This window comes from Dyadobacter sp. (assembly GCF_017744695.1).
Taxonomy (GTDB): domain Bacteria; phylum Bacteroidota; class Bacteroidia; order Cytophagales; family Spirosomataceae; genus Dyadobacter.
Window position 1 is genome coordinate 976,803 of sequence record NZ_JAGIAS010000001.1, and the last position, 25,089, is coordinate 1,001,891.

Annotated in this window: 15 protein-coding genes; 4 read left to right on the forward strand and 11 right to left on the reverse strand. The window is 53.6% G+C overall.

All coding sequences use genetic code 11. The features are described 5' to 3' along the window. Window positions 1-41 precede the first annotated feature (41 nt). The 4 genes from J7619_RS03725 to J7619_RS03740 form a co-directional block, all read right to left on the reverse strand. Window positions 42-3,080, reverse strand: a complete 3,039-nt coding sequence (locus J7619_RS03725) for a T9SS type A sorting domain-containing protein (protein ID WP_291194219.1) — start codon at window positions 3,078-3,080, stop codon at window positions 42-44. A gap of 40 nt (window positions 3,081-3,120) precedes the next feature. Continuing rightward, window positions 3,121-4,779, reverse strand: a complete 1,659-nt coding sequence (locus J7619_RS03730; protein WP_291194222.1) for a RagB/SusD family nutrient uptake outer membrane protein — start codon at window positions 4,777-4,779, stop codon at window positions 3,121-3,123. A gap of 12 nt (window positions 4,780-4,791) precedes the next feature. After that, complete coding sequence (locus J7619_RS03735) at window positions 4,792-8,337, reverse strand: TonB-dependent receptor (RefSeq protein WP_291194224.1); 3,546 nt, start codon at window positions 8,335-8,337, stop codon at window positions 4,792-4,794. A 104-nt stretch (window positions 8,338-8,441) separates the two neighbouring features. After that, the gene (locus J7619_RS03740; RefSeq protein ID WP_291194227.1) at window positions 8,442-9,503 is read right to left on the reverse strand and encodes a FecR family protein; all 1,062 of its coding nucleotides are present in this window, start codon (window positions 9,501-9,503) and stop codon (window positions 8,442-8,444) included. 144 nt (window positions 9,504-9,647) lie between these two features. Between J7619_RS03740 and J7619_RS03745 the strand changes: the two genes are divergently transcribed. Together J7619_RS03745 and J7619_RS03750 are read left to right on the forward strand one after the other, a co-directional pair. Next, window positions 9,648-10,247, forward strand: coding sequence for an RNA polymerase sigma-70 factor (locus J7619_RS03745; RefSeq protein ID WP_291194230.1), 600 nt, complete (start codon window positions 9,648-9,650; stop codon window positions 10,245-10,247). Window positions 10,248-10,330: 83 nt separating this feature from the next. After that, the gene (locus J7619_RS03750; RefSeq protein ID WP_291194232.1) at window positions 10,331-11,029 is read left to right on the forward strand and encodes a DUF421 domain-containing protein; all 699 of its coding nucleotides are present in this window, start codon (window positions 10,331-10,333) and stop codon (window positions 11,027-11,029) included. A gap of 265 nt (window positions 11,030-11,294) precedes the next feature. On the opposite strand, the gene J7619_RS03755 is transcribed toward J7619_RS03750, so the two are convergent. The 4 genes from J7619_RS03755 to J7619_RS03770 form a co-directional block, all read right to left on the reverse strand. Beyond that, complete coding sequence (locus J7619_RS03755; RefSeq protein ID WP_291194235.1) at window positions 11,295-12,722, reverse strand: sulfatase; 1,428 nt, start codon at window positions 12,720-12,722, stop codon at window positions 11,295-11,297. A 90-nt stretch (window positions 12,723-12,812) separates the two neighbouring features. Next, complete coding sequence (locus tag J7619_RS03760) at window positions 12,813-14,591, reverse strand: arylsulfatase (protein WP_310589796.1); 1,779 nt, start codon at window positions 14,589-14,591, stop codon at window positions 12,813-12,815. Continuing rightward, the gene (locus tag J7619_RS03765) at window positions 14,588-15,991 is read right to left on the reverse strand and encodes a sulfatase (protein WP_291194241.1); all 1,404 of its coding nucleotides are present in this window, start codon (window positions 15,989-15,991) and stop codon (window positions 14,588-14,590) included. The genes J7619_RS03760 and J7619_RS03765 overlap by 4 nt, the downstream gene beginning before the upstream one ends. Window positions 15,992-16,093: 102 nt before the next feature. Continuing rightward, complete coding sequence (locus J7619_RS03770) at window positions 16,094-16,336, reverse strand: hypothetical protein (protein ID WP_291194244.1); 243 nt, start codon at window positions 16,334-16,336, stop codon at window positions 16,094-16,096. Window positions 16,337-16,624: 288 nt separating this feature from the next. On the opposite strand from J7619_RS03770, the gene J7619_RS03775 reads away from it, so the two are divergent. Both J7619_RS03775 and J7619_RS03780 read left to right on the forward strand, forming a co-directional pair. Continuing rightward, entirely contained in the window at window positions 16,625-17,473 is an 849-nt protein-coding gene (locus tag J7619_RS03775) for a helix-turn-helix domain-containing protein (protein ID WP_291194246.1), read from the forward strand. Between the two features lie 82 nt (window positions 17,474-17,555). Continuing rightward, the gene (locus J7619_RS03780) at window positions 17,556-18,893 is read left to right on the forward strand and encodes an amidohydrolase family protein (RefSeq protein WP_291194249.1); all 1,338 of its coding nucleotides are present in this window, start codon (window positions 17,556-17,558) and stop codon (window positions 18,891-18,893) included. Between the two features lie 211 nt (window positions 18,894-19,104). Here the strand turns inward: J7619_RS03780 and J7619_RS03785 are convergent, their stop codons facing one another. The 3 genes from J7619_RS03785 to J7619_RS03795 form a co-directional block, all read right to left on the reverse strand. Beyond that, the gene (locus tag J7619_RS03785; protein ID WP_291194252.1) at window positions 19,105-20,577 is read right to left on the reverse strand and encodes a DUF1501 domain-containing protein; all 1,473 of its coding nucleotides are present in this window, start codon (window positions 20,575-20,577) and stop codon (window positions 19,105-19,107) included. Window positions 20,578-20,584: 7 nt separating this feature from the next. After that, the gene (locus J7619_RS03790; protein ID WP_291194255.1) at window positions 20,585-23,881 is read right to left on the reverse strand and encodes a DUF1553 domain-containing protein; all 3,297 of its coding nucleotides are present in this window, start codon (window positions 23,879-23,881) and stop codon (window positions 20,585-20,587) included. A 128-nt stretch (window positions 23,882-24,009) separates the two neighbouring features. Then, entirely contained in the window at window positions 24,010-25,011 is a 1,002-nt protein-coding gene (locus J7619_RS03795) for a hypothetical protein (RefSeq protein WP_291194258.1), read from the reverse strand. Between the last annotated feature and the right edge of the window lie 78 nt (window positions 25,012-25,089).

The following is a 25,089-nucleotide window of genomic DNA, read 5'->3' on the forward strand; positions in this document are numbered from 1 at the left end:
TAGCGGCCCGGTCCGCTAAGGCTGACAACAAAGTATGCCAATTAATTTTTAGTGAATTTGGTGTTCTGTACCACCCCGCCGGCCGACTCTACCTCCACCACATACATCCCAGCCCGCAGCGGCCTGATACCCGGCACCGAAATCACTTCCGCCGGATTGGTGTAGCTTCGCGAAAGGATGCATTTGCCGTTCATGTCCACGAGCCGCACCATCACTTTTCCTTCCAGCGATTCACCCAGTTTGATATTCAGTTCGTCTGCACCCGGATTGGGGTAAATGTTAATGCGGGATTTGGTATCATCCGCATCCCGGTAATTCACCATCCGGATCGCCGACCGCTCGCTCCGGCCGTCGAAATCGACCTGTTTCAACCGATAATAGTTAACAGCACCCATTACCGGCGCGAGGTCGTGGTAGGCATAAGACTGCTCTTTCGAAGAATCGCCGGCACCGGCCACTTTACCGATCGCCTTGAAAGTCTTACCGTCGGTGCTGCGTTCGATCACGAATTCCTTGTTATTGGTCTCTTCGGAAGTTTTCCATTGCAGCAATGTCCCGGTATTCGACTTTTCGGCTGTGAAACCGATGAGTGTAACAGGCAATGTGGTATTACTGAACTCCACAATAGCGGCATCTGCGGCAGGTATTGTGATAGAAAAGGTGCCCTGCACCTGTGTGGCCGTTTGGCGGGCGTTCTGGGCGCCACTGAATAGCTCACGAGTCGAATAGTTATCGGATCCGCTCATACCCGCCCTTTGCAAATCGACATTGAACGTCTTGGGCGAGCCGCCGTAGTTGAAAATGGCGAGGTATGATTTGCTACCGGCATTTTTCACAAACAGCTCGTTCGCCTGATTACCCGTGTTGCCCTCCACAGGCGCGAATACGGTACCGCTGGCGGCCAGATTGAGCAGGTCTTCGTTTTGCAGAAGCGCCTGTGCTTTGGTCGTCCATGCACCCGAGGTCGAAAAATCATCGCCGGTAATGAGGGGACCGGTCACAATGCCGGACGCCAGACGGGCGCGGTTTTCGCCGTCGGTTTGCGTGCCGAACACCAGGTGATCGGCGTCGAGGTAATTATAAATGTGCTTCTGCCACCAGCCATAGGTGGTGCTGTTCAATGTGTAGGCCGTTTCATTGATGTCCTTGTACGCGTCACATGCGATCCTGCGCATGTGTGCGTAACGCCCGGTGGCGAGATTAGGCGAAATCGCTGCGTAGACGAGCATTTTACCGTCGAGCTGGTCGGTCAGGTACTCCATTCCCTTGCGGTAAGCTTCCATGCCTGTGTGAATGGTATTGTCATAATAGCTGTCGGCTTCCAGCGATGCATGACCGAGGAAATCGATTTTAATCATTTCAAAACCACAGGCAATGAACTTGCCGATCACCATTTGCAAACGCGCCTTGGTACCCGGATGCGTCGGGTCTAATGCGTAGGCACCATCCAGTTCGATAGGGTTGCCATTCACCTTCGTCCAGGCGTCCTGATAGTTATAGGTGCTCCCTTCCATTTGCCGCGCAAACTTGCCCCAGTCAACAAACGGTGCCCAGTAAATACCCGGTTTGAAGCCTTTGCTTTTACAGTAATTGGCAAATTCGGTCAGTTCATTGAAATTACCATTCAACCCGCCGCCCGACATATTGTCCCAGTAAGAATCGAGGTCAATATAAAGGGTACTATCACTGTTCCGGAAGTTAGGGACGCCCGTAGAAAAGAAATCCACCACCGACTTCGCCTTCGGCAAATTAATCGACGACTGAATCGCACCCCAGCTGTTCCAACCGAAAGGGGTACCTGCGGTCCAGTTGAAAATATAGCGCGGCTCGGCCAATGCATTCGCCTGGCCGAAGGTATCGAAGCCCGCACGCCAGTCGGCCCCGTAGCTCACCATAATGCGCGGCGAGCGGCAGGCGGTTTGCCCTACCGATACCCATCCGTGGCCGCGTTTGTCGCGCGTCACACTTTCCTGCGTCCAGCCAGCCACGACCGCCACATAGTTGGTCGTGCTCCTGCCCTCGCCTACGAGGTTAACGCCCGTTTTCCAGACCGAATGCTCCACCGATCCTATCACGAGGCCTTTCCGGTTGGCATTATCATAGATCGCGCCTGCTTCCGAGCTGAAAAAATTGGCATAACGCACCTCTTTCGCATCGTAGCGCACCCAGGCGTCATTATCGAACGGTACAAACAATGCACGGCGGTCGGTGTTCGATTGAATATCCACATAATTGGAAACCAGCGGCGTCATTTTATAGCAATTCGAGCCATTGCCGGTCAATACCAGTTCGGTAAAGAAATGCTCTTTGCCGGGATAGGTATAAAACACCTGCTGCATACCAATCGCCCCGCTTTTGGTCATGGTGATCACGTGCCTGGTACCGCTCCCGAATGCATCGGTTACGGGCGTCGAGGAGTAAGTACGCCCTGTGAAACCGGTACTCTGGTGCACCTGGTCCGAGTTTGCACTGGAAGTAGCTTCGCCAATTACTTTCACATTATTAAAATATACCGAATAATACCCGTTGGCCAGATCGTAATCGATCCGGTTGTTGCTACCGAACGCAATGCTCCGGATATTGGGGGTGTTCATCGGCGAGAATGCGATCTTGTCGATATTCGGGCCGTAGTTGTTCGGGTTGTCGAGACGGATGCTGTTGCTGCCCGCATTCAAAACAATGCTGACGGTAATGGCCGCAGGCGTAGACCACCCGCCCGACGCCGGGCAGGAAACAGCAATAGCCGTACCGCCATTCGGCGTGACGTTGATCGTACGCGGGTCGCCGGTGCTGTAAGTGACGGTAAGGTTGTAAGTACCAGCCGCGGCCACATTCACCGGGATCACCACGGCCCCATTGCCGAGGTTACCTACCTGGCTTCCACCCGAGCAGCTTCCGCAGCTCTGGATATCGGCACCATTGGAAAGGACGCCGCTTTCCGCTTCAAAGCTTTGCGCGAAAGCATTCACCTGTACGAGCATCAGCGCCCCCAAGAGCATTGTTGTGCGACAAAGCGATGCACCGCTGCCGAACGGGTGGCGTAAGGCCATTCCGTTCAGCATTGAAAATAATTTTCTCATACTGAATGATTTTCAGGTTAATGTTTTTCAAAAAGAGAGCTTAATACCCGGCATTCTGCTTCAATGCCCCGCCCGACGCCTGTATCTCGCTTTGCGGGATCGGCTGCCAGTAGTTTTTGTCCTGGAACTTGCGCCCTTCCAATGCGATGATCTTCACATATTCAATGGAGCCGTCGGTCTTCTTCTCGGGCCGCACGCCGTAAGCCGGCACGTTTTCCGTCAGGTTGGCGATTTTCCAGCGTCGGACGTCGAAGAACCGGTGCTCCTCGAATGCCAGCTCCACGCGACGCTCGTTACGGATGCGTTCGCGCATAGCCGCTTGTGTGAGGCCGGCCGGCAGATCGGGCATTCCCGCACGTTTGCGGATCTGGTTGATCGCGGCGTAAACCGTTGCGTCCGGGCCTGTGGCTTCGTTACGCGCCTCGGCGTAGTTCAGCAGGATCTCGCCGTAGCGGATGTATTTCCAGGGCTGAGTGGCCGTCTGGTTGGCATTACGGATCGGGCTCTGGTCATTGATGAATTTGTAAACATAATAACCCGTCTTAGTGGTGTTCCAGTTTTCATTACCGTCCTTGCTGTCCTGCCCGCCCGGCACAAACGTCTCCACGTTGCGCTCGCGGTAGGCCGCGCCGTTGTACAAAATACTCATCGTCAGGCGTGGGTCGCGGTTCTTGTAAGGCTCTTTCGGATTGTAGCCCGATTTCGGATCGGTGATTTTCGTGCCGTCCATCATTTCATAATCATCCACCAGGTTCTGCAAAGGCGTGTTGCCTGCCCAACCGCCGTAGCCATTCGGGCCATTTACGAGTTCGAGGTTGGTGTGCTCGTTGGTAGGCGAATAAAGGCGGATGAAAATGTCTTCCGAAGTATTGTTGGTGATAAAAAGCCTACGGTAGTCATTGTACAGCGAGAATGCATTCTTGTCCATCACCACCTTGGCTGCGTCTGCCGCTTTCTGCCATTTGGCAACGTCGTTTTGGTCATTGTTGTACAACGGGCTTGCCGCATAAAGTAACAGCCGCGCTTTCAATGCCAATGCCGCATTCTCGGAACCGCGGCCGGGGGTAACCGCCGAACCAGCCAGGCCGGCAGCAGCAGCATCCAGCTCGGTGATGGCATAGGTAAGACTCTCCCCGATGCTTTTGCGCTGGTAGAGTTCGGTGTAATCGCGGTCTTCCAAAGTATAAACCTTGTCGCCTATGACAGGAATGCCTCCAAAGTTGCGGATCAAATCGTGGTAGCGATAGGCGCGGATGAAGCGCAGTTCCGCCTTCAGACGTTTCTTGCCCGATTCGCTCATGGGCACTTTATCGAGGTTGGCGAGGCCATAGTTGCACTCACGGATGCTGCGGTAGCTGCGCGTCCAGGTGTTGGAAATCCAACCCGTGCGGTCGGGAGCGGCATTGCCCTGCTGCACGAAATAAGTATCGTTATCAAAATTACAGATCGACTCGTCGGTCACGGAGCTCATCCAGGCATCCTCGAACCCGCGCCCGAAACCCGGCTTATCCCCTTCGGTCGAGAGCTGCACACCCACATAACGGCCTACTACATACGCATCGGCCAGCGCGGAGTCGGCCCAGATAGCCTGGTCGGAGATAATATCGGTCGGTTTGGTATCCAGAAACGCGTCGTCGCAGGCAGTAAGGCAGGCCGTCGCGCCGGTGAGCAAGCTTAGTATCAGTTTATTCAATCTCATGTCTTTATCAGTTTAGAATGTCACGTTCACGCCCACATTGTAGATTTTCTGCTGCGGATAGAAGAAAGCATTGCCATTGTCCCCTTCCGGATCGAAATCCTTCACTTTGGTGAATGTGAGCAGGTTAAATCCGTTGGTGTAGATCCGCAAGCCGCCCAACCCGATTCTTGAAATAATCTTTTGTGGCACATTGTAAGCCAGCTCCACGTTTTTCAGACGGAGGAAAGCGGTATTCTGGAACCAGAACGTGTTTTTATAGCTACCATTCACGCCCGTACCCGTACGCGAATCGATGCGTGGCGAGTTGCCGTTCGGGTTGGAAGGGCTCCACGCATCCTCAGCACGCGACTGCATCACGCTGCTGAACTCGCCCGCTTCCACCACCACATATTGCGCCACGCGCGCCTGGCCTTGCAACAGGACATTCAAAGTGAGGTTTTTCCAACCTCCACCCAGGTTCACACCGTAAGTGATCTGCGGTACATTGCTGTACTGCGAACGGATGCGGTCGGCGGCGTCGATCTTGCCGTCGCCATTGTAATCCTCATATTTAAGATCGCCCATTCCCGCTCCCGAAACATGCGGATAAGCGTCCAGCTCCTGCTGCGTTTTGAACACACCGATGGCGCGGTACATGAGGTCTGCATTGGGATTACCCAGGTCCGAGCCAAGCGGCATACCGGTGGCACGCTGGTAATCGAGCGTGTTGGGGGCCTCGTCGATAAAAATCACCTCACTTTTAGCAAATGCAAAGTTACCGCCGATGTTATAACTGAAATTGTTGTGGCTGCCCGCATACTGGATCTGCGTTTCCAAACCGCGGTTATGCACCTCGGCAATGTTCTCTTTCGGGATTTGCGAGCTACTGATACCCGTCAACGCAGGAATGCTCACATTGCGGCTGGCGAGGATATTGGTACGGTTCTCGAAAAACAGATCGAGATCGAACGTCAGCTTTTTGAAGAGGGTGGAATTGAGGCCCACATTGTATTTCTTCGCGACTTCCCAGGTAATATTCGGATTGGCGAGCAATGAATACTGAATGAGCGGCACGTTGCCGGCATTACTGCCGGTCGAGAATGCACCATTGCGCACCTGGAAATTGTCGCGGAACTGGTTGGGGTTCACGCGGTCGTTACCCAGCTCACCGTACGAAGCCCTGATTTTAAGGTCATTGATGGCATTACCCGTCTGAAACCAGGGTTCCTGCGACACCCGCCAGCCCAATGAAATACCCGGGAAGAACCCATAACGGTTGCCCTTCGGAAACACCGATGACCCATCGTAACGCAACTGTATTTCAGCCAGGTAACGCCCCAGATAATTGTAGTTCACCCGCCCGAACACATTCCGGCGCGATGTGCGGTAGCTGCTTCCGCTGTTGCCGAAATCAACCGGCTGTGCACCACCCTGGCTCAGGTCGGGCAGCTGTGTGGTGATGAAGTTGTTACGCGACGCGCTGAAAAACTCCTGTGTCTCGCGGCTCTGCTCGTAAGCGATGAACGACGACAATGCGTGGTCGCCGAAATTCTTCACGTAATTCAATTTGATATTACCTGTCAGCAAAGCCCTGTTCGTCTGGCTCTCGTACATCTGCGCCTTCGCGGGCCCGCCCAACACGGTGCTGTACTGCCGGGTAGTTTTGTTGTATTGATAAACGATCCAGTTGGTTTTCATTTCCTTGGTAAATGCAAAACTCTGGTCGGCGGAGAAGAAGCCGTCAACCGACAAACCACTGATAGGCAACTGGTAGCTGGCTCTCAAAATACCGTTCGAAACGGTGGTAGGGCTGTTGTTGGTACCTGCCAAAGTAGCCATGGCGATCGGGTTCTTGCCTTGCTCTACCCCTGCGCCGAGTTTGCCGTCGGGATAACGTGCAGGCAGTGTGGGATAAGTTCTGTACAAAAACTCAAACACGTTGCTCGCGCCGAAACCTGCGATATAGCTGCGGTTCTCGCGCCGCGTTGCCAGCTGGATCCCGAAGCTCAGTTTATCATTCACATTCACATTCACATTCGACCGGACGCTATACTGGCGGTATTTGTTCACGCCATCGCGGTAAAGGCCATCCTGGTACAACGTCCCTGCCGACACGAAATAGTTGATCTTCTCAGTCCCGCCGGAAACGGAGAGGTTATGCTGGTTCTGGCGCGCAACCGGCTTCATCAATTCCTTCACCCAGTTGGTATTGGGGTAATTAATCGGGTCAGACCCGTCACGGAATTTCTGGATTTCGGCATCGCTGTACCGCTGGTTCATCCCGCCCGACGGGTTACGGTAGTAGTCGATCGTATTCAGGATCCCCGCATACGTAGGCGCATCCACGAATTTGGGCAGGCGCGTGGGCTGCACAAAGCCCTGATTGAAGGAATAATCGAAGCGCGGCTTCCCTGCGAGGCCTTTTTTGGTTGTAATCAAAATAACCCCGTTCGCTGCCTGTGCACCATAAATGGCTGCGGAAGCATCTTTGAGCACAGAAATGCTTTCGATATCATTCGGGTTGAGGCGGTCCAGTCCTCCGATTGCATTGGCGATCCCGTCGATCACAATGAGCGGACTGCTGTTGCCGGTAGTAGCCCGGCCGCGGATCAATATGCTCGATCCATCCGAACCAGGCTCGCCGGAGCGGTTGTTGGCGACCAGACCGGCCAAACGGCCTGCAAACGAGTTGGAGATATTCGCCTGAGGACTGCGGGTAATTTCAGAGCCCTGCACCGTTGCCACCGATCCGGTTATATTCTTTTTAGATTGCGTACCGTATCCCACTACTACCACCTCTTCCAGCGATTTCGAATCCACGGCCAAAGTCACATCCACGACCGTTTGCGCGCCTACCACTACTTCTTTGGACAAATATCCCACGAAGGAAAATATCAGCACGGAAGGCCCCGCCGCATTTTGGTCATCCGGAATATCGAGTGCATAGGCACCTTGCTCGTCCGTAACCGTACCTCGCTGCGTACCTTTCAGCACTACGCTCACGCCCGGCAGCTTGTCGCCCTTGTCGTCGATGACGGTACCGGTGAGCCGGATATCTGCCACGCTGGCCGTACCGGTCTGTACGGCACCGGGCACCGGCGTTTCCTGCAAAAACGACACTTTGCGGCTGCGTTTGAGGATAATCTGCCCGTCGCCCGGCTGGTATTCGATCTGCAATGGGAGGAAAAGTCGGTCGAGCACGGCCGAAAGCTTCTCGTTGCTGGCATTCAGGCTCACCCTCGTGCGCACGGGTATGATGCTGCGGCTGTATGCGAAACGCACGCCGGCCAGGTTCTCCAAGCGATCCAGGGCGGTGCCGAGGGAGATATTGTCCGCCTGGATACTCACGTTTTTGGCCAGCAGGTCCTGCGCATTGATATCCCTCGCGTAACCGCCCGCCGCGATTATTCCGATCAGGAAAAGCTGTAAAATGGATAACCGCATAATATGGTATGCCGTCTTGCTTTTTAGGAAAAAATACATAAGTTTGAAATGGTTAATATGAACAATAGGAAGCCTTGCATCACCGGCCAGTGATGTTCCATCAAGGTCTTCGTTCAGGATCAGGGGTGCTTCCATCACTCCTGATTTTCTTTTGAAGCGGGTATTATTTCGGTTGGTTGAATTTTGTCATAGGGCGGCTGTTAGGTGTCTGTTTTGATTGGTATTGAATGGGATTCTTCCTACTCCGAAGCGGCACATCCCTCTCCGCGGATCACGATCTCGTCATTTTGCATCACATAGCTCGCGTCCACGATCTGCATGGTCATTTCAAGTATTTCCGAAAGCCGGTTCTGGTCGAATGTCGCCTTCACCCGGCAGTTTTCAAGATTGGGATTTTGCAGGCGGATCTTCACGTCGAACTTCTCTTCCAGCTTTTTCACTACTTCCCCCAGCTTCGCATCACTGAAAGTCAATGAAACTGGCTGCCATAACGGCGCTTTTTCGGCCACTTCGGGCACCGCTTCGCTTACCAGCTCGCCGGAAGCTACTTTGAAAACCGCTTGCTGATGCGGCAGGAGCATTACCTCCGCGCCCTTGTCGGCCGTTACCGAAACCTTACCTGTTACGACGGAAACCGCATATTCCGCCTCGCCTTTAAGCGCACGCACATTGAAGCTCGTGCCCAGCACTTTCACCTGCACCGACTCGCCGTGGACGAAGAATGGCCGCGACGCGTCATGGGTTACCTCAAAAAATGCCTCGCCTTCGAGGGAAACTTCGCGGGAATCCTGCTTGAAATCTTCTTTGGCATAAGTAATGCGGGTACCGGGGTTCAGCCAGGCTTCGGAGCCGTCGGGGAATGTATGCTTGCGTACCTGACGGGTCTTGTTCACGACCGCAATGGTGTTGCCGCCGGCTTTGAAAACGGATTTGTTCTGAGATAAAAAATGATAACCGCCAACGCCCACCGCGAGGAGGACCATCGCCGCTACCGCATACCGCAGCAATCTTTGGAATACGGAGCTCCGGTGCGCCGGGCGCTGCAAGGACACAGTCTGTACCTCGCTGGCCGATGCATCTCCGCCCGACAATCTCTGAATCTCATTCTGCACTTTGCCCAAATGCCGGGGTTGATCGAACGCCGCCGGGCTGCCGGGCCCTTCCGATAACGAGGCGTACCATTCGTCGACCAGAAATGCTTCCTCCGGCGTGCATTGCCCTTCGACATAGCGTTTCAAAAGCTCCGGCGAAATGTTGTCGCCTGGCGAGGCGTCGCCCGACGAATGCTTATTTTTATTCATAATGCGTTTGTAATGACGGCTATTTCAGTTCCCTATAAACAGGACGCGCGGCACGCCTCCATCCCTAGTGACTTTTGAAGAAATTTTATGACAAATACTATTTGAATCCTTATTACTTTTGGTCGAAGTTGAAGCATGCACCTCATGAGTAAGGATTACCGCGATAACGACGACCTCGGATTATGGCAACTAACAAGGGTTTCGGACGATTCGCTGGCCTTTGCGGAGCTCCACCGCAGGTATTCATCCCGGCTTTACGCGCTCGCATTGCGAAAGACCGGCAACAGTGAGGTGTCGGAAGATCTTGTACAGGACCTGTTTGTACATTTATGGCTGCAACGGACGGGCATTACCATTGAAAAAGCATTCAATCTCTACCTTTTTTCCGCGCTTAAAAACCGCATTATCTCGCATTTGCGAAAGCAGCTCACGCAGCATACGGTATCGCTGAACGACATCGATGTGGAAACTTTATCGTCGCAGTCGGCCAACCTGGTGCAGGAATGGTTATCGTTGAAGGAAGTACAGGAAATCTACACGCGCGAGCTCTCGAACCTGCCTGAGAAAAGCAAGCAGGTATTCGAAATGAGCCGCAGCGGCGTTCCTAACAAGGAAATCGCCCAAATGCTCGAACTGTCGGAGAAGACGGTGGAGTTTCACATCAGCAAATGCCTTAGGGTATTGCGGGCGAAGTTCGGGTATGTGGTGAATGTGCTGGTTTGGGTGTTGGCGGCCGGAATGTAGGCCTCCGCGGCTCGACCTACGCGGCTCGGCCTACGCGGCGCGGCACGTATTTTGCACGTGGGTAGGGAAACCATCCATTTGCCATGTTCGAATTTGCCGATTGGAGAAAAATCCTCATGCACGACCACCCGTTCGGCTTCCTGCTGGAAGTTGTGCTCCGGACGGTCATCATGTTTTTAATTATCTTAATCGCATTGCGCGCTTCCGGCAGGCGGGGAATCAAGCAGCTTTCTATTTTTGAACTGGTACTGATTATCGGGTTAGGCTCCGCAGCAGGCGATCCCATGTTTTATGATGATGTGGGCATTCTACCTGCGTTCGTCGTATTTCTCGTCGTAATCACGCTGTACATCACCGTTACCCGCCTCTCCGACCGTTTTGTAAAAATCGAAAAACTACTCGAAGGCAAGCCGTTGTACGTGATCCGTGACGGCAAGCTCCTTATGGACGCTTTCCGCGAATCGGGGCTTTCGCAGGACGAGTTCTTCGCTGAACTCCGGCTGCGCAACATCGAGCACCTCGGCCAGGTCCGCACGGTGTTGATCGAAACTTCCGGCGAATTCAGCGTACTTTTCTTCGCCGATGAGGAAGTGAAATACGGCCTCCCTATTTTCCCCGACGAACTCCAAAACAGGCTGAACGGTAAAGAAAACTGCGAATATATCGCTTGCGCCAAATGCGGCGGCGTACGCGAGGGCAAAAACATTACCAGGCTCACACCCTGCCCCGAATGCGAAGTTTGCGAATGGGTCGGGGCATCCAATGCGAAGCGGATCGCGTGACGCCCATTGCCTTTCATCGGGTAACCGACGAGTTCTGCCCTATATTTCTTCCTTTATTTTTTTGAAGGCAGGAAGCTCCTACGGAGCTCACACATGGCACCGTTTGGGTTTCTATAAACAGGTTGCCCCTCCGGGGCTGTCAGGACATTGAATCTTCAATGTAACAGGACCCAGCCGCAGAGCGGCGTCCTGTTTATAGAACCCATTGGCCCCTGTCATGCAAAGGCTCCATCGGAGCTTCCTGATACAACCCGACTAAGAGACTTTAATTCTCCGGTGCAATAGGCAGCGGCAGATAATCCCGGTTCAAAATCATCCATTCCTGCAAGCGTGTTTTCAGATCGTGTTCGATCGACGCTACTTCCGCTTTGCCCGACAGGTTATTGGTTTCGTCCGGATCGGCCTGCAAATCATAGATTTCAAACATTTTGCGACGGTCGGCGAAAAGGAGTTTGTCGTATTTCTCTTCCAGTTTCCCCTCCGCGTGCTGCTGTTTCAAATCCAGCCAGAAAGGTTGTCCCGCAAAATCGACCGGGTGGTAGGGAATCTGCCAGATCGCGTTGTAAATCAGCTTGTACTTTTTGTTAAAAATAGTCCTCCCCAAATCGAAATTGGAAGAATTGGTAGGCAAACCCTGCCCATGCGCACCGCGAACAGCGAAAATGTACTCGTGGCCCCCCTGCTGCGGATCGGTGAAGGCGGGCGTGAGGCTTTTACCAGTGATTTCTTTGGGAATAGCTACTCCTGCTACGGTCAGAAACGTCGGCGCAATATCAATGCCGGATACGAGCACGTCGCTTACCTGGCCGGCTTTGACCAGCTTCGGATGACGGATGATCAGCGGCACGTGAATGCCCAGATCATATAAGGTACCCTTGCCGCGCAGCAATGCACCGCCATTATCGCCGATAAAGACCACAAGCGTATTTTCTTCCAGTCCGCGCTTTTTCAGATCATCCAGCACACGGCCTACGTCGCTGTCGAGACGCTGGATTTCACCGAGATAGGAAGCGAAATCGGCCCGTACTCCTTTGGTATCCGGCCAATGTCCGGGCAATGTGAGCGATTGCGGATCGGGTTCGAAGTTTTTGGCATTGAAAATCCGGTGCGGATCACTGTACCCGACTTGCACGAAAAATGGCTTGTTTTTGGGGGCTTTGTCCAGGAACTCTGTGTATTGCTGGTAAATACTGTCGCGGTTACCGGTCCCATTCAGGTAATCGACCCGGTTTTTGAAGGTTTCCAGGCCATATTTTTCCAATACAGCCACCGTTTCGGGCACGCGCCGGTTACCGTCGAGGTGGAAATTCCTGCCAAGGATGCCGGTATAATAGCCGCCTTTGCGCAGCAGTTCGGGATAAGCCGTTACCGAGGCATCGAGCGGAGCCGAAAAGCGGGTCATCTGCACATCGAGCGTGTTGCGCCCGGTCATGATCGCCGCCCGCGAGAGCACGCATTGCGGCGCGGTCGTATAGGCACGCGTAAAGCGGACACCTTCCTGCGCGAGCCGGTCAATATTCGGGGTTTTGATCTGCGGATAGCCGTAGCTGCTCAGAAACGGCGCACTGTGGTCGTCGGAAACGATGAGGACAATGTTGGGAGGCTGTTGCTGCGGGGCCTTCTTTTTCTGGGCGTAGGCTTGCCAGTTGGCAGCGTGTAAAAGCGCTGCGGCAAACAGGAGTTGTTTTAGCATGGGGCTTGTGTGTTTTTGACGTCGACTTTGGATTTATGTGCTTTACTTCTTTTGTACAAATAAACAGGGGGGCCGTCGAGGCCGCGTTGGCTATTTCTCAACGGCGCGGCTCATTTCCAGGTAATACGGCCCCGTCACCCCGCCTTGGCCCTCAAACCATGATTCTACCAGATAATCGCCCTTTTTCAACCACACCTTCGGGATAGTTACGGCATTTCTGTCACCCTTGGCGAGGGCGCTGCGCTGGATGTGCCCAAGACGAACAAGGCTACGCGTGCCCGACTGGATGGTTGCGGTGTGGATCGGCCGGAGGTTGTAATAGCCATCCCGGGCAATGGTAATATGCCAGTAGCCGGTGGCTTTGTCGGCCAACCAGGCGCCCATGTTGGTGCCGCTCAGGTCCTGACGGGTGAGGATCGAGAGCGGCTCGTGGATGGAGCCTACGATAATGCGTTGCTCTGTGAGGTTGGGACTATTTGAAATGTCATTAAAGACGCTATCAAGGCCTTTTTTAAGTCGCTTCGCCAGTGCAGGCTCTGACGCCACAAGGTTATGTTGTTCAAACGGGTCCTTATCAAGGTCGAACAGGCCGAACGTATTCAGATCGTCCCCTTCGGCATTGAATGCCACGAGTTTGTAGTTGTTTTCATAAAAAGCCGCATTGCGGTAGGGCTCCGGCCAGCCACGGTTCCAGGCGTTATAGAAAGTGCGGGGACCAGGCGCTGCCTTCCCCTGAATCGTTTTCAGTGCGGAACGGCCGTCGTACCTCACATTGGTGGGTAATGGAATCCGGGCAGCATCGAGCAAAGTAGGCACTAGGTCGATATGCGCCAGCAATGCATTCACTTCCTTATCCGGTTCAAAAAGCCCTGCGCCCGAAATCAGGAGCGGCACACGCGTACCACCTTCCCAGGCAGTTCCTTTCAACCCGCGGAAACCGGCATTGAAACGCAATTGCTGGTTGCCGTTGTCGGTGAGGAATATGACAATGGTGTTTTCTTCCAAGCCACGGTTCCTGAGCTCCGCCAGAATGCGGCCTACGTTATCGTCGATATTGGTAGCCATCCCGTACACTTTCCGGGCGTCGGCCTTGTCCTTATCGGTCATCTTGGCCCAGGCTTTGCCTTCCTCCCGGTCGGTTTCCGTGTCGAAACGGAGGTCCTTATACATATCCTCGTACTTTTTCGGCAATTGCAGCGGTGTATGCGGCGCATTGTAGGAAACGTAGAGGAAGAAAGGCGCCGACTTCTTTTCGTTCAGAAATTCCAGGGCCTGATCGGTAAAAACGTCCGTGCAATAGCCCTGCCGCTGTACCTTCCTGTCGTTTTCGTACAATGTGGTATTGAAATAGCTGCTGTCGGTGCGGATAAAGTTTTCGAAAAAATCGCCCGGCTGCCCTACCCCGCCGCCGCCGTGAATAAGGCTGTACTGAAAACCCTGGTCCGACGGCCGGAACGGATAGTTATCGCCCAGGTGCCATTTCCCGACAATACCGGTCCGGTAACCGTTTTTGGAAAGTATCTCAGCCAATGTCACTTCTTCCGCAGCCATGATCGCCCCACCGTTATAGGTATCATGTACGCCTGTGCGCTGGTGGTAGCGTCCTGTGAGCAGGCTCGCACGTGTGGGGGCGCATACGGGAGAATTATGATAGTTCGTCAGCCGCGTGGAGCGGGTGGCTAGCCGATCGATATTCGGCGTCTTAACGTGCGGGTTTCCGGTAAAACCGAAATCGCCGTACCCCTGATCGTCCGTCATGATGACGAGGATGTTAGGAGTTTGACGGCCGGGAGTTTTTTGACCATGGACCGCCGACCACCGACCGCCGATGGCCATTAATAACAGTATTATTATGATTGTCCGCCTCATTTCACTTCCTGCTTTTTGGAGTACACCCTATCGATGGAAGCGCCTTCGTCGCCTTGTTGCTTCATCCAGGCTTCCAGTTCCGTGCGCAGGGTGGCGATGCGTTGTGCATATAGCGGGTCGGCAGCCAGGTTTTTCGATTCAAATGGGTCTTTTTCCGTATCATAAAATTCTACGGCAGGCCGGTGCTGGAAACGTTCGGTAATCTTTCCGGCATTCGGATCAGCCTTGTCATCCACCCATGAAAACCATACGGTATTACGGTCTTTCCGATTACGGTCCATCATGAATCGGTTGTAATACGGTTTGTCGGGTGCAAGGTTGAGAATCAACTTGTAGCGGTGATCGCGAATACTGCGGATCGGATAAGGATCGCCTTCCGGAATGTTGTTATGAATGCCGTAGGCGTAGTTTCGCGCCTCCTTGTTCCTGCCTGAAATGACGGGCAAAAAGCTGCGGCCATCAAGACCGGCAGCAGGCTTTCCACCAGCAATGTCGATCAGCGTCGGGGTGATATCTTCATATTGGATCAATGCATGGGTCTCTGTCGAAGGCTTTACTTTCCCGGGCCATTTGACAAGCATCGAACTACGCTGGCCGGTATCGTAGAGGTTCCACTTCGCACCCGGGAACTGTGCACCCTGCTCGCCGAGGAAAATCAGAATGGTGTTCTTGTCCTGCCCGGTCTCTTTCAGCAGCGCCCGGATGTCCCCCACCTGGTCGTCCAGCCGGCGTACCTCGGCGAGATATTTCACAAATTGCCTCCGGGTAACAGGCGTGTCCACCCAGTTGGCGGGCAGTTTGAGCTTCGCGGCGTCGAATTCGGTGGTATCCCCTACCGTCCAGGGAGCGTGGGGATTAATACTCATTACAAAAAGGCAATAGGGCTTGTCGCTGCCGGTGATGTATTTCTTAATGTCGTCGAGGCGGTATTCGTCGGTTGGTGCTACGCAATTCGGTTCAAACCCGTCCACGATATCGAACGGGAACACGCTTTTGGGTTTTGTGACATGGTCCTTCCCCGTCAATCCCACGCGGTAGCCGAGATCAGCCAGGTAATGTCCCACGCTTTTCAGGTGATCGTACACCGGCTTGTGGTTCTGGAACGACCCGTGCCGCACCGGGTAGAGTCCCGTAAACAGGGACGCCCGCGTAGGTACGCACATCGCCTCCGAGGTAAACAGGTTATGGAATTTCAATCCTTCTTTCGCCAGGGCATCAATGTGTGTGGTTTTGAGGTTCTGACCGCCATAGCAGCTCAATTGCCGGCTATCAAGGTCGTCGGCCATGATGATGACGATGTTGGGGCTTTTTGGACCGCCGACCACCGACCGCTGACCGCTAATAGCCGTCAGCGGCAATAATACGTTGAGAATAATGCAGATTCTGAATGCTTTAAACATATGCCTGGTGGTTGTCATTGTTACCGGTTCGACACAAATCATTTCCGGATTCAATAAGCTAATAACCAAGCCCTTCTAATGATCTGTAACGGGGAGAAGTCGTTAAAGCGCGACTACTTCCGGTTCATCGAGCGACACTTCCTGACGCGAACGCAGCCGCTCCACCAACGAATCGTAATGCAGCAGTCCCGCCGCCTCTACCACCAGTACACCCACAAACTCGCGCCCGCGCCCGATGATATTCAATCGTTGTATCCTTACGCCTTTTACCGATTCCACCAGCGATGTGATGTGATGCACACTTAACGTTTCGGGGTATGTGAGTTTGAGTTGATAGGTCTTCATACAGCCTGCCTTTTGTCGTTTGTGAATATTAATCTATTATTTTTATAGATTTAATATACAAATATAATTACGCAAATGTTTCGCCCGGGTACAAATCCTGAAATATCCGGGAATGTACCACAACCGAGGAAATGCCGGGGGCGGTTGAGATCGCGACAAATGCAGATAGAGCCTGTACTGCCTCCTCCCCTCATATAGTTCCCTACCCTTATCACCTGCAAAAACCCTCCTTTGACCTTACAATAAGAACCGGGAACCCCCTTGCGGCATTTTTTGTAATTTCAACCTATGAATACTAAACCGGCGTTTCCGACTCTTGGCATCGATGCTTTCGACTCTTCTGCGGAGTCGGGTTACAAGCTTTTGCGCCATGAGGTGGATGGTAAAAGCCGGATCGAGAAGCCGCACAAGCACGATTTCTTCATGCTTTTTGTGGTGAAGCAGGGCGGTGGCACGCATTCCATCGACTTCGTCGATTACCCTGTCGCGAGCGGACAGGTGCATTTGCTGTTTCCCGGCCAGGTGCATCACTGGGATTTGGATGAAGCCACTTCCGGGTTTCAGCTGATGGTCGGGCGGCGTGCTTTCGAGACTTCCTCCAACTTTCTGCGGCTGTCGTTTATATCCTACCGGAACCACCCGGTGATCGATCTGCCGCACGCGGTTTTCCAGGCATTGTGCTACGAGCTGGAAGCCCTGGAAGGCGAACTGGGCACCGCATTGGTAGACTGGGATATGGTACAACTTCGCAGCCGGGTGGCTTTGCAACTGGTGAGCCGCGAAGCCGAGCGTATTTACGAGGATATCGGCACCTACCGCGCCAACCCGATCCTTTTCAAGTACCACGCGCTGGTAGATGCGCATTTCAAGACCCACAAAACCGTCGCATTCTACGCCGATCAGCTCAGTATTTCCCCCAACTACCTCAACATTCTCTGTAAAAGGCACTTGCATGTACCAGCCACATTCCTGATCCATAACCGTGTGGGCCTGGAGGCGAAACGTCTGCTGCTGGTTTCGGGGCAATCGGCCAAGGAGATCGCATTTGAGCTGGGGTTCAGCGACCTTCCTCATTTCTCCAACTTCTTCAAAGCGCAGACAGGCCTGTCGCCGCGTGCCTTCCGCAATTCGTTATAAATCCTACAAGTTTTGGCATAAATAGCGCATCGCTTGAACGCGCCGCCGGGGTTAACTTTGCGTAAACCTTAATCCCAGGCATATGGAATCCATTTCCCGCAAAACGTTCATTCAAAGTTCCGGTCTGTTGCTCGCAGGCGAAATGCTCGTCAAAAAAGCGGGGGCATTCGCTTCCGGCGCAACGCAACCGACCGAAACGGGCGGCAAACCTGCGAAGAAATGGGCGCTCAAAAACGTGCGCCTGGAAACGGGTTTCGTTTATGAGGACGACGAGGTGGTCGCCACCGAAACCGGACTTTTCCGCGTCGAGATAGAAGGCGGAAAGATCAAAGCCGTGCTGCCCAACGATCCCAAAGCCAATGCTACCGATGCCAAAGGGCAGCTTATGCTGCCGGCGTTCAGGGATATGCATATTCATTTGGATAAAACTTACTACGGCGGCCCCTGGAAAGCACGGTCGGCGAAAAACCGTTCGGTGAAGGACATGATCGCTTTCGAGCAAAAAACTTTGCCCGAACTACTGAAAACATCCACCTACCGCGCCGAAAAGATCATCGAACTGCTGCAATCGAAGGGGACGAATTTTGCGCGAAGCCACGTCAACATCGAACCGACTTCGAAGCTGGATTCGTTGAAAAACCTGCAAAAAGCGATTGAAAATAAAAAAGATACTTTCGGGGCAGAACTCGTCGCATTTCCGCAGCACGGGGTTTTCTATTCGCAGTCCGAACAATGGATGAAAGAAGCCGCCGCGATGGACATCGACTTCATCGGCGGCCTCGACCCGAATGCCATCGACGGAAGCGTGGAGAAACAGATTGACTTCATTGTCCAGCTTGCGCTCGATCATGGCAAGGGCATCGATATTCACCTGCATGAAGGCGGTGAGCCCGGTTTGAAAACCGTTGAATATCTGACCCAAAAAGTCATTGAAAACCCGGCGCTGGCTGACAAGACATTCCTCAGCCATTGCTTCGTGCTCGCCCGGCTTGAAAAACCCAAGCTGGAAGAAGTGTCCGAAAAACTCGCGCACGCACGCGTAGGCGTAGTTTCCACCATTCCGTTTGGAAGTACCATCATGCCCATTCCGACCCTTTACCGCTATGGCGTGACTGTCATGACCGGCAACGACAGCATTGTGGACCACTGGAATACATTTGGATCGGGAAGCGTGTTGCAGAAATCGAACCTGATGGCGCAGCTTTACGGCCAGTCGACGGAACGGGACCTGTCGCGCTGTCTCAAACTGGCGACCTGCGGGATTCTGCCGCTTGACGATCAGGGCAAACAGCAATGGCCCAAGGCCGGCGACGAAGCGAGCGTGGTACTGGTAGAAGCCAGTTGCTCGGCCGAGGCTGTTGCACGCATTTCGCCCGTGAAGGCCCTCGTGCATCGCGGGAATCTGGTTTACCGGAGCTAGATCGTGGTTAGGTATTGTCAGGTGTGGTCAGGCATGATTGTCAGGGATTGTCATTGATCGGGGAACAAATGCCGTCAGGCATGCAACAACGACGCGCTGTTGTTGCATGCCTGACGGCATTTTCCGAAATACACCATTCGAATCGATTGCTACCAACATTTCATCGCTACGCGATTCCAGCGACGCATTTTACTCAAACCAGCTGCACCCGTCATGCGATCAGGCCCTTGACGACCTTGCCATGCACGTCGGTAAGCCGGTACCGCCTCCCCTGGTGTTTGAATATCAGCTTCTCGTGATCGAGGCCGAAGAGGTGCAGCAAGGTAGCCTGGAAATCATGCACATGCACGCCGTCTTTCACGACATTATAACTGAATTCGTCGGTTTCGCCATACACCTGCCCGGTTTTAATACCGCCGCCTGTCATCCACATCGAAAAGCAGCCCGGATGATGGTCGCGGCCGTAGTTATCGGCGGTGAGTTTGCCCTGCGAAAAACTCGTACGACCGAATTCCCCACCCCAGACCACCAGTGTGTCTTCCAGCAACCCGCGCTGTTTGAGGTCTTTCACCAATGCAGCCGACGCCTGGTCTACATCCCTGGCCTGTTTCGCAATGTTTTTGGGTAAATCGCCATGCTGGTCCCAACCCATGTGATAGAGCTGGATAAACTTCACATCGCGCTCAGCCATGCGCCGTGCCAGCAGGCAGTTTGCAGCGAACGTCCCGGGCTTCCGGGCATCTTCGCCGTACATTTTGTAGATATAGTCCGGCTCACCGGAGGTATCCACAGCCTCGGGCACGGACGTCTGCATTTTGTAGGCCATTTCGTATTGGCTGATCTTCGACTGAATTTCAGGGTCGCCCCAAAGCGTGAACTGGTGCTCATTCAGCTCCTTAATGCGGTCCAATGCGCGCCGCCGGTCCTCCTTATGCACGCCGTACGGGTTCTGCAAATAAAGCACCGGGTTCTTCCCCGCCCGCAACTGCACACCCTGGTGATGCGACGCCAGGAAACCATTCGCCCAGGCAGCCGTGCTCAATGGCTGGTCGCCACTGACACCCTTGGAAATCAATACCATAAAATGGGGAAGGTTCTGGTTATCAGAACCCAGTCCATAGCTCAGCCACGAACCCATCGACGGACGACCGCTTTGCTGCGAACCGGTTTGTACAAACATCACCGCCGGTTCGTGGTTGATCGCCTCTGTAAACACCGATTTGACAATACATAAATCATCCACAATGCCCGCCGTGTAAGGCAACAGCTCGCTCACCCACGCACCCGACTGCCCGTATTGCCTGAAATCATAAATCGATTTGACCAGCGGGAAGGTCGACTGCCCGGCTACCATTCCCGAGTTCCGTTGTGTCGATTTAATCGAATCGGGGATTTCCTGACCATGCCATTTGGCCAATGCCGGCTTGTAGTCAAATGTTTCCAGCTGCGATGGCCCGCCGCTTTGGAACAAATAAATGATCCGCTTCGCTTTCGGAGCGAAATGCGGCCCGCGGACAAACGGCGCGATGGCCGATTCGGCGCCTTCCGCCTCCTCCCTGCGCGCGCCGGGTAAGGTCCCCGCCTGTAAAATGCTCGAAAGCGCAATGGAACCGAAGCCGAGGCCCGCTTTCGTGAGAAAATCCCGGCGGTTGAGTTGCGTCAATACCTTTTTCAAGTCTTCCATAACCATGTCATTTGCGGGTATGCCCCTCGTCGGTGTTCATAATCGAATTCGAGACGGTAGCCAATGCGGCTATTTCCTCGGGTGGCAGTGTCGTGTCCCACTTGCGTTCGCCCGTGCGGAGGTATTCGAGCGCCTGCGTGGGCTTTGCGCGAAAACGTTTCAATTCGTCCGCATAGAATTCCGTGAGTATCTGCTGCTCTGCCTTGTCGGGCCTCCTACCGGTTATCAGCCGGAAAGCAAGGCTTGTTGCTTCCTGACCACCTGTTTTACACGTATGCAAAACTTTCTCGGCCAATGCCCTGGCGGCCTCCACATATTGCGGGTCGTTGAGCAGCACCAATGCCTGCAAAGGGGTGCTCGTAGATCGACGTTTTGCGACACATTCACCACGTTCGGGCGCATCGAAAATCAGCATGGAGGGCGGCGGAGAAGTCCGCTTCCAGATGGTATAGAGGCTCCGGCGGTACAGGCCCTCGCCGGGTTCCTGCTGGTATTTGTAACGCCATACCTTATCGCTCAGCTCGTCCCAGAGGCCGGCGGGTTGATAAGGATAAACACTTTTACCGCCAATCCTGCTGACCAGCAGCCCGCTGATCGCAAGCGAGTTGTCCCGTATCATTTCGGCAGTAAACCGGAACCGGGCGCCTCTTGCCAGCAATGCATTGTCCGGGTCTTTTTCCAGCAATTGCGGTGTGGCTTTGGACACCTGCCGGTAGGTCGCCGAAAGCATGATGAGCTTGTGCAGCCTTTTGATATTCCACCCGGAATCCATAAAATCGACGGCCAGCCAGTCGAGGAGTTCGGGATGCGACGGCAGATTACCCTGATTCCCGAAATCGGCCGAGGAGCGTACAATGCCGTTTCCGAAATGCATTTGCCAGATACGGTTCACAAAAACCCTTGCGGTGAGCGGATTGTTTCGATCGAAAAGCCAGCGCGCGAGGCCCAGTCGGTTTGGTGGGAATTTTCCCTCGAACGGCATGACGGCATCCAGCGCAGCGGGGGTAACCTGCTTGCCGGGCGCGTTGTACGCACCGCGTGTGAGCAGGTAAGTCGGCCGCGGTTTGGGCAGGTCGCCCATCACCATCAATTCGGGAATGCTGTTGACCAGCTTGTTCTGCTCCTCCATACGGGCTTTCAGGCTGTCGCGCAGCATTTGTGCTTTTGCATTGAAATACGCATTGAAAAACTCCTTTACCATCGCCTTCTGCTCGCCCGACACCTGCGTTTTCAGCATTTCAGCAGCCTTTTGGGGGTTATGGTTGTATAAAACTTCCAGGGCAGTAAGCGACTTGTCATAGATTTTCAACTCATCGATCCCGCCATCTTTGAAAGGAATGAGCAGGTTACGCTGCCCGACCATGAATCCCTGAAAGCCATAAGTATGAATATCTTTTTCATACAAAATTCCTTTGTACAGGTTATCAAAGTCAATGGCAGTTCCGGCGGCTTCCCCATTCACATAAATCTTCGCCCCGGATGCCTTGCTGGAACCGTCGTAGGTAACGGTAACTTTCGTCCATTTCTTCACAGGTACCGGCGCGACGGTGCTGACCTGAATCGCGTTTTGCGGGTAAGAATGTGCGATGATAAACTGTAACCTGTTATTGGCCAACCGCAACGAATAGCCTTTGTACCCCAACCGCAAGTCTTCGCAATGGTAAAAAATGCCCGCGTCGGGATAAACCGTATTCGGGTTGATCCACAGTTCCACCGAGAACGGCTCGGTCCGTTCGTGCCAGCCGATGTTATTGCCCAGCTTGATGGAATTGTAATCCGACACAAAATAGGCATTACCCTTTACGCCGGGTTTCAGCATGATTTCGTTGCATTGCGCCAGCTGTCTGGCATTGAGCGCGTTGGGCATCACCGTCTTGCCATCGGCAGTCTTCACGGTTTTTTCGAAGGGATAATAGGCTACCATCCCCTCGCGAACCCTTTGGTCCAGCAGCTTTTCGGATAACACTCCTGTATGTTGCCACTTTCGCAGGTCTTCCTCCGAATCGTTGTTAACATGAGCAAGCTGGTTGGAAAGTCCGGTGATTTTCCGGTCGAAAAAACGCAGCATTTCTTCGTTTTCTTTGCTTGTCAGCAGCAATGCAGGACCGGGCGTCTGGTCCGGGCCGTAAACGGGGCTACCGGTTTCGTTGGTACTGTTGAAAAGGCCGAACATTTTGTAATAGGCCTCCTGACTGATCGGATCGTACTTGTGATCGTGACAGCGTGCACATTGCACGGAAAGGCCCAGGATCCCTTGCCCCAGCGTCTGCACGCGATCGGCATTGTATTCCACCCGGTATTCTTCAAAAACAATCCCCGCCTCCGAACTTTTCTTATGCAGGCGGTTGAATGCCGTAGCCAGAATGGTCTCCTTGGTTTTATCAGGCAAAAGATCCCCCGCCAGCTGCATGGTGACAAATCTGTTGTAGGGAATATTTCGATTAAATGCGCTGATCACCCAGTCACGCCAGGGCGAGAAGTCGCGGTGTTTATCGTCGAGGTATCCGTCGCTATCGGCGTACCGCGATACGTCCATCCATTCGCTGGCCATCCGCTCTCCGTAAGCGGGCGATTGCAACAGACGGTCGATCAGTTTCGCGTACGCGTCAGGCGACTTGTCGGCTACGAATGCATCGATTTCCGCGAGTGTTGGCGGCAAGCCGGTGAGATCGAAACTTGCCCGGCGGATCAGGTCTTCCCGGCTGGCTTCCGGTGAAGGCGACAGCTTTTCCTTTTCCAGTCTTGCCAGAATAAATTGATCGATGGGTGTGCGAACCCATTCGGGGCGCTTCGGTTGCGGGATTTCAGGCTTCTCAGGTTTGATAAACGACCAATGCGGCTTGTATTCGGCCCCTTCCTCAATCCAGCGCGTGAGTACCGCTATTTCTTTTGCGGATAATGTAAGATTGGAAGCGGGCGGCGGCATTTTCACTTCCGGATCCTGCGATATAAGCCGGTTGTAGACTTCGCTGGCCGCCACGTCACCGGGAACGATCGCATGGCGCCGGTTCAGGACGCCGCTTTTTGCATTTTTCAGCGCTTTGTAGGCCCCTTCCTCGGTATCCAGCCGTAATCCGCCCTTTTGTTTTTTAGCATCCGGCCCGTGGCAGGCGAAGCATTTGTCGGAAAGGATCGGTTTGACGTCGTAATTAAAATCCAGTTGAGCGGGCACATCCTTCAATGCTAGTGCTACTTCCTCCGGTTTTTTCACACCGCACCGCGCCAGAACGAGCATGCCTGCACAGGCCGCAGCTGCCCACTTTCCCCACTTCAAAAAAGCAACCTTCTTCGCTCGTAACTTCATGGTTTTCCAGTCTTTACGCACCATTCTGAAGTTAAAAGCCGGAATACCCTAATTCTTAGTCATATATTGTGATTAAAGTTTTTAATTTAATTTTTCCAATATCACCACAGGACAACAAGCTTACTTCCCTATTTCTTTTGCAACACCCAAACATCCCCTTTCCAGGCCGGATTCTCTCCGGTGTGTTTCCCGCTGAAAATCCACAATTGGTCATGGAACACGGCGCTATGGCCGCCACTGCGGACGCTCCATGGGGCGTGTTCGGCGTGACGGAACCAGTCTGTACCATTCGTAGAAAACCATACGTCGTTTAATGCACCCTTGTAGAGATCGGGATTGAGGTCGCGACCTCCGAACACCCAGAGCCTGCCGTCGAAGACCTGCACACCCATATCGTAACGCTTTTTCCAGCCGGCTTCCGCAGTGAGTTGCGTCCAGCTTTTACCGTCTGCCGAACGCCAGACGTCGGCCATTCCCTGAGCGCCTACCATATACAACGTGTCGCGCATGACCACCACTTGCGGCCTATCACGGGGCGACCACGGTGCCTGTGCTACTTCCCGCGTCCAGGTTACGCCGTCCGGCGACGACCATACGTCGTTTTTCATTTCAAGAGATTCGAAGTCCCTCGATATCTTCGAAGTACCTCCGAAAATCCATAATTTATTCTTGAAAACAACCAATGCCTGGCCTTTCCTTGGTTCCCAGGCGGCATGGGCCTTTTGCCATGCGGAACCGTCACCGGAGCTCCATAGCTCGTTGGTCAGCGCTCTTTCCTGATAGCGCATTCCACCCGTCTGCCAGAGCTTGCCGGCGAAGTAAACACCCGACAAGTAGATGCGTTCCCCCCAGTCGTTCTTCCCGTGGCGGGTCCAGATAACACCGTCCGCCGACGACCACGACGCTTTCTGGCCGACCATCCACAGATCACCATTAAATGCAACGTGCGGTACGAGCCCCATCGGAAATGTCCCCGTCTTCCATTCATACTGGTGTGAGCCATTTCCGGCCGGGAGGATTTCTTTCCAGGTGTACACGGGCTTAAACGGCACGAACCCGCGGTCGCGGGTGAAGCAGGCCAGTATCGTCACCAGAACGGTGATAATGAGCAAGTTTCTAAGCGTTTTCATAGCGAGATATTTGATGTTAAGCAAAGGAAATCAAATACCTGCGCCAGGAAAAATATTGTAGACCAACCGTTGAAAACG

Bases quoted from the DNA above. Each gene is read 5' to 3' on its own strand.
- J7619_RS03725 (WP_291194219.1), bottom strand. From the start codon at position 3,080: ATGAGAAAATTATTTTCAATGCTGAACGGAATGGCCTTACGCCACCCG.
- J7619_RS03730 (WP_291194222.1), bottom strand. From the start codon at position 4,779: ATGAGATTGAATAAACTGATACTAAGCTTGCTCACCGGCGCGACGGCC.
- J7619_RS03735 (WP_291194224.1), bottom strand. From the start codon at position 8,337: ATGGAAGCACCCCTGATCCTGAACGAAGACCTTGATGGAACATCACTG.
- J7619_RS03740 (WP_291194227.1), bottom strand. From the start codon at position 9,503: ATGAATAAAAATAAGCATTCGTCGGGCGACGCCTCGCCAGGCGACAAC.
- J7619_RS03745 (WP_291194230.1), top strand. From the start codon at position 9,648: ATGAGTAAGGATTACCGCGATAACGACGACCTCGGATTATGGCAACTA.
- J7619_RS03750 (WP_291194232.1), top strand. From the start codon at position 10,331: ATGTTCGAATTTGCCGATTGGAGAAAAATCCTCATGCACGACCACCCG.
- J7619_RS03755 (WP_291194235.1), bottom strand. From the start codon at position 12,722: ATGCTAAAACAACTCCTGTTTGCCGCAGCGCTTTTACACGCTGCCAAC.
- J7619_RS03760 (WP_310589796.1), bottom strand. From the start codon at position 14,591: ATGAGGCGGACAATCATAATAATACTGTTATTAATGGCCATCGGCGGT.
- J7619_RS03765 (WP_291194241.1), bottom strand. From the start codon at position 15,991: ATGTTTAAAGCATTCAGAATCTGCATTATTCTCAACGTATTATTGCCG.
- J7619_RS03770 (WP_291194244.1), bottom strand. From the start codon at position 16,336: ATGAAGACCTATCAACTCAAACTCACATACCCCGAAACGTTAAGTGTG.
- J7619_RS03775 (WP_291194246.1), top strand. From the start codon at position 16,625: ATGAATACTAAACCGGCGTTTCCGACTCTTGGCATCGATGCTTTCGAC.
- J7619_RS03780 (WP_291194249.1), top strand. From the start codon at position 17,556: ATGGAATCCATTTCCCGCAAAACGTTCATTCAAAGTTCCGGTCTGTTG.
- J7619_RS03785 (WP_291194252.1), bottom strand. From the start codon at position 20,577: ATGGAAGACTTGAAAAAGGTATTGACGCAACTCAACCGCCGGGATTTT.
- J7619_RS03790 (WP_291194255.1), bottom strand. From the start codon at position 23,881: ATGAAGTTACGAGCGAAGAAGGTTGCTTTTTTGAAGTGGGGAAAGTGG.
- J7619_RS03795 (WP_291194258.1), bottom strand. From the start codon at position 25,011: ATGAAAACGCTTAGAAACTTGCTCATTATCACCGTTCTGGTGACGATA.